4 protein-coding genes are annotated in these 3375 nt (G+C 70.7%); 3 read left to right on the forward strand and 1 reads right to left on the reverse strand.

Annotated features, from left to right (window positions below; all coding sequences use genetic code 11):
- The first annotated feature begins 219 nt into the window (after window positions 1-219).
- Both GWK61_RS53360 and GWK61_RS53365 read left to right on the forward strand, forming a co-directional pair.
- The gene (locus tag GWK61_RS53360; RefSeq protein ID WP_194922044.1) at window positions 220-933 is read left to right on the forward strand and encodes a thioredoxin family protein; all 714 of its coding nucleotides are present in this window, start codon (window positions 220-222) and stop codon (window positions 931-933) included.
- On the forward strand, window positions 921-1454 hold the full coding sequence (locus tag GWK61_RS53365) for a hypothetical protein (RefSeq protein WP_194922046.1): 534 nt from the start codon (window positions 921-923) through the stop codon (window positions 1452-1454). Before GWK61_RS53360 ends, GWK61_RS53365 begins: the two co-directional genes overlap by 13 nt.
- On the opposite strand, the gene GWK61_RS60405 is transcribed toward GWK61_RS53365, so the two are convergent.
- Entirely contained in the window at window positions 1358-2437 is a 1080-nt protein-coding gene (locus GWK61_RS60405) for a DMT family transporter (RefSeq protein ID WP_323748185.1), read from the reverse strand. The two genes, GWK61_RS53365 and GWK61_RS60405, sit on opposite strands and share 97 nt — an antisense overlap.
- An 83-nt stretch (window positions 2438-2520) precedes the next feature.
- Here GWK61_RS60405 and GWK61_RS53375 point away from each other — a divergent pair.
- On the forward strand, window positions 2521-3375 hold an 855-nt coding region (locus GWK61_RS53375), incomplete at its 3' end, for a LysR family transcriptional regulator (protein ID WP_194922050.1).

The raw sequence follows: 3375 nt of genomic DNA on the forward strand, positions 1-3375 counted from the left end.
GTGGGGTGGGGTGCGTCCGGGGGGTGAAAACGGGCGCGCCACGCTACCGGTTCTGCGGTTTGGCAGGCCGCGTTGGCTAGATTCCTGCCATCCGCTAGTAAACCGGGAGAAGTCGTGCGCAAGTGCGTGTCAATGGTCGCCGTGGCCTCGGCCACCTTCGGGTTGGCCGCTTGTTCGGCCACCGATCGGGGACGGGAGCCGGCCGCAGCCTCCCAGCCCGTGAGCGCGCCGGCCGCAGCGCACGCGGCCCAGGTGCATGCCGCGCCGGTCGCGGTGGCACCGGCGTCCAATGCCGTCCGGTCGCAGCCTGCCGCTCAGCCGCCGAACCAGCAGGCGGCACCTGGTGTCCGTACCGCCGCCGGCCTCGGTCCCGTCGGTGCCCCGGTGCTCATCCCCTCCAGCACCACCGACGTCGCCCCACAGTCGGCGCACCCGCACACCGCCGCGTCGCGTCCGGCCGCCGCGCCCGCGGCCCCGGCCCTGGTGCCCGCGTCGCCGCGTCCGGCCCCGCCTCCACCGTCGGCGCAGGACCCGCGCGCTCAGGACCCGAACCTCGCCTACGACGCGACCGCCTCGGCGACGGCGCAGATCGTGGAGGCCGTGGCCGCCGCGCGCATGGACGGCAAGGCGGTGCTGCTCGACTTCGGGGCCAGCTGGTGCACCGCGTGCCGGGCGCTGGACAAGGCGATGCACACGCCGAAGGCTCAGGCCGTCCTCGCGCAGTACTACCACGTCGTGCACATCGACCTGGGCAACTCCGACCCGCAGCGCATGGCGCTGGCGACGCAGTATGACGCGCCGGGGAGCTTCGGAATGCCGCTGCTGGTTGTGTTGAACTCGGACGGGACCGTTCGCGCCGACTCGGCGCACGTCGGGCAGCCGAAGTACGACGAGGCGGGCGTGGCGGCTTGGCTGAATCAGTGGGCGCGATGAAGGCGTCCAGTGTTCTGACGCTCACCGCGCTGTCCGGGGTGCCCGTTCTGGCCGCGCTCGCGTTTGCTGCGACCGTGCATCGGCATGCCGCTGACGTCGGGTTCACCGACCAGGGGGTCAATGTGGCGATGCATTTGTCGGCGGACGGTACGAAGTTGCTCACTACCTTCACGCCGGAGCGCCCCGGTTTTCATCTTTACAGCGTGGGGCTGCCTGCTGACGGCATCCAGGGTCTGGGGCGTCCGACGCGTGTGGAGGTCGTCGGGGCGCTGCGTAGTCGGGGTCCGCTGATTGCCGAGTCGCCGGTGCGGATGCTGTCGATGCAGGGTACTGATGTGACTTTCCCGGTGTACCCCGACGGCCCGGTGACTACTGAACTGCCGGTGGACGTGGACTCGCATGGCACGGCGCAGGTGCTGGTCAGCTATGCCGCGTGCAGTGCGCAGGAGTGCTTGATGCCGGTGAGTTCGCATCCGGTGCAGTTGACGGCTTCTGCGTTGTCGGCGATGCGGGCGCGGTGAACTCGGTCGGATCGGTCAGCTCGGTCAGCTCGGTCAGCTCGGTGGGTCCGGTGGGTTCGTTCGATGGACTGGCCCCAGTACGTCCCGCCCAGCATCAGTGCCGCTCCCGCGATGGCCGGTGCTGCCAGGTGTTCGCCGCCGAGTGCGACGCCGGCGGCTACGGCCCACACCGGTTCGGTGCCCAGGAGGAGGCTCGCGCGGCTGGCTGAGGTGCGTCGGACGGCCCAGGTCTGGGCGACGAAGGCGAACACGCTGCAGAACACGGCCAGGTACGCCATCTCGGCCCATGCGGTGGTGCTGGCGTGGGCCAGTTTCGGCAGGTCGGCGGCGGCCGGGAGGACGAACAGTGCGGTCCCGACATAGGTCTGGACGACCGTCAGACTCAACGGCCTGATGTCGCCGGCGGCGGTGAGGCGGCCGACGAGCGCGACGTGGCCCGCGCGTACCACTGCGGCGGCGAGCATCAGCAGGTCGCCGAGGCTTGGGGTGTGGAGGCCGCCGCTGCCGCTCATCAGCAGTCCGACGGCGATGACGCAGAGCCCTGATGCGGCGAAGTAGCGCGCCGGGAGGGCGGCGGCGCCGCGCCGGTCGAGGAGGGGGGTGAGGATGATCGTCAGGCTGATGATGAGGCCTGCGTTGGCGGCGGAGGTGTGGGCTACGCCGAAGGTTTCGATGATCAGTACGGCTGCTTGCGTGACGCCGAGGATCGCGCCGGTTCGTAGCTCGGCGCGGTTCGGGCGCAACTGCCGGCGTGCCGCCAACAGGGCCGAGCCGGAGACGGCCGACAGCGCGTAGCGGGCCAGCAGGACCGCCAGGACCGAGGTCGCCGCAGCTGCCGACTTCGCGGCGAGGTAGCTGGAACCCCAGACGAAAGCGACGAGGAGGAGGGTGACGTCGGTGCGGTGGTCGCTGAGGCGAACGGTGTGGTGATCGCTGTGGCGATCGGTGCTGTGATCGGGGCGATTGGCGGCTGGGGAGGTCACGCGGCAATTCTTGGGTTCTGTGCATGGTGTAGTCGAGGACGTCATTCTCAACCAACCATGAAGTTTCTCTATACTGTCGTGCCATGGACGAACGTCAGCTGCGCATCCTGCGGGAACTCGGCGAGTTGGGCAGCGTCGCGGCTGTGGCCGAGGCGTTGCTGGTCACGCCGTCGGCGGTGTCGCAGCAACTGCGGCTTCTGCAGCGCAGCGTGCCGGTGCCGCTGACCGAGCGTTCGGGGCGGCGGCTGGTCCTTACTGCGGCCGGGCAGGCGCTCGCCGATGCGGCGATCGAGGTTGAGGCGGCGCTGGCTCGGGCTCGTCAGGTGGTGGACGAGTTCGTGGCCGAGCCGAGCGGGAAGGTTTCGGTCGCGGCGTTTCACAGTGCGGCGTTGGTGTTCTTCCCGAAGCTGTTGCGGGCGCTCGCCGAGCCGGGATCGCCGCGTCTGGCGTTGGCCGACCAGGACGTCGCGCAGGAGCAGTTCCCCAAGCTGACCCGCGATTACGACCTCGTGCTGGCGCATCGGTTCGATCACGCGCCGCCGTGGCCGCGCACGGTCACGGTCACGCCGCTGCTGCACGAGCCGCTGGACATCGCGCTGCCGGTCGGGCACCGGCTGGCGGCGAAGGCGCGGCTGACGCCGAGTGACGTGGCCGGCGAGCCGTGGGTGTCGGTGCACGACGGGTTCCCGGTGCTGCCGCTGGTCGAGGCGATCGGGACGGCTGCGGGGCGCAGGCCGGAGCTGGTGCATCGGGTGAACGAGTTCAGCGTCGTGGCGGAGCTGGTCGCGGCGGGTGGGGGCGTCATCGCGCTGCTGCCGCGCTGGACGACGCGGGCGCATCCGGGCGTGGTGCTGCGGCCGCTGTCGGGGGTGCGGGCTCGGCGGCATATTGATGTGTTGCAGCGGCCTGAGGCTTCGGTGCGGCGGGCGGTGCAGGTG

This window comes from Catenulispora rubra (assembly GCF_015356825.1).
Classification (GTDB): domain Bacteria; phylum Actinomycetota; class Actinomycetes; order Streptomycetales; family Catenulisporaceae; genus Catenulispora; species Catenulispora rubra.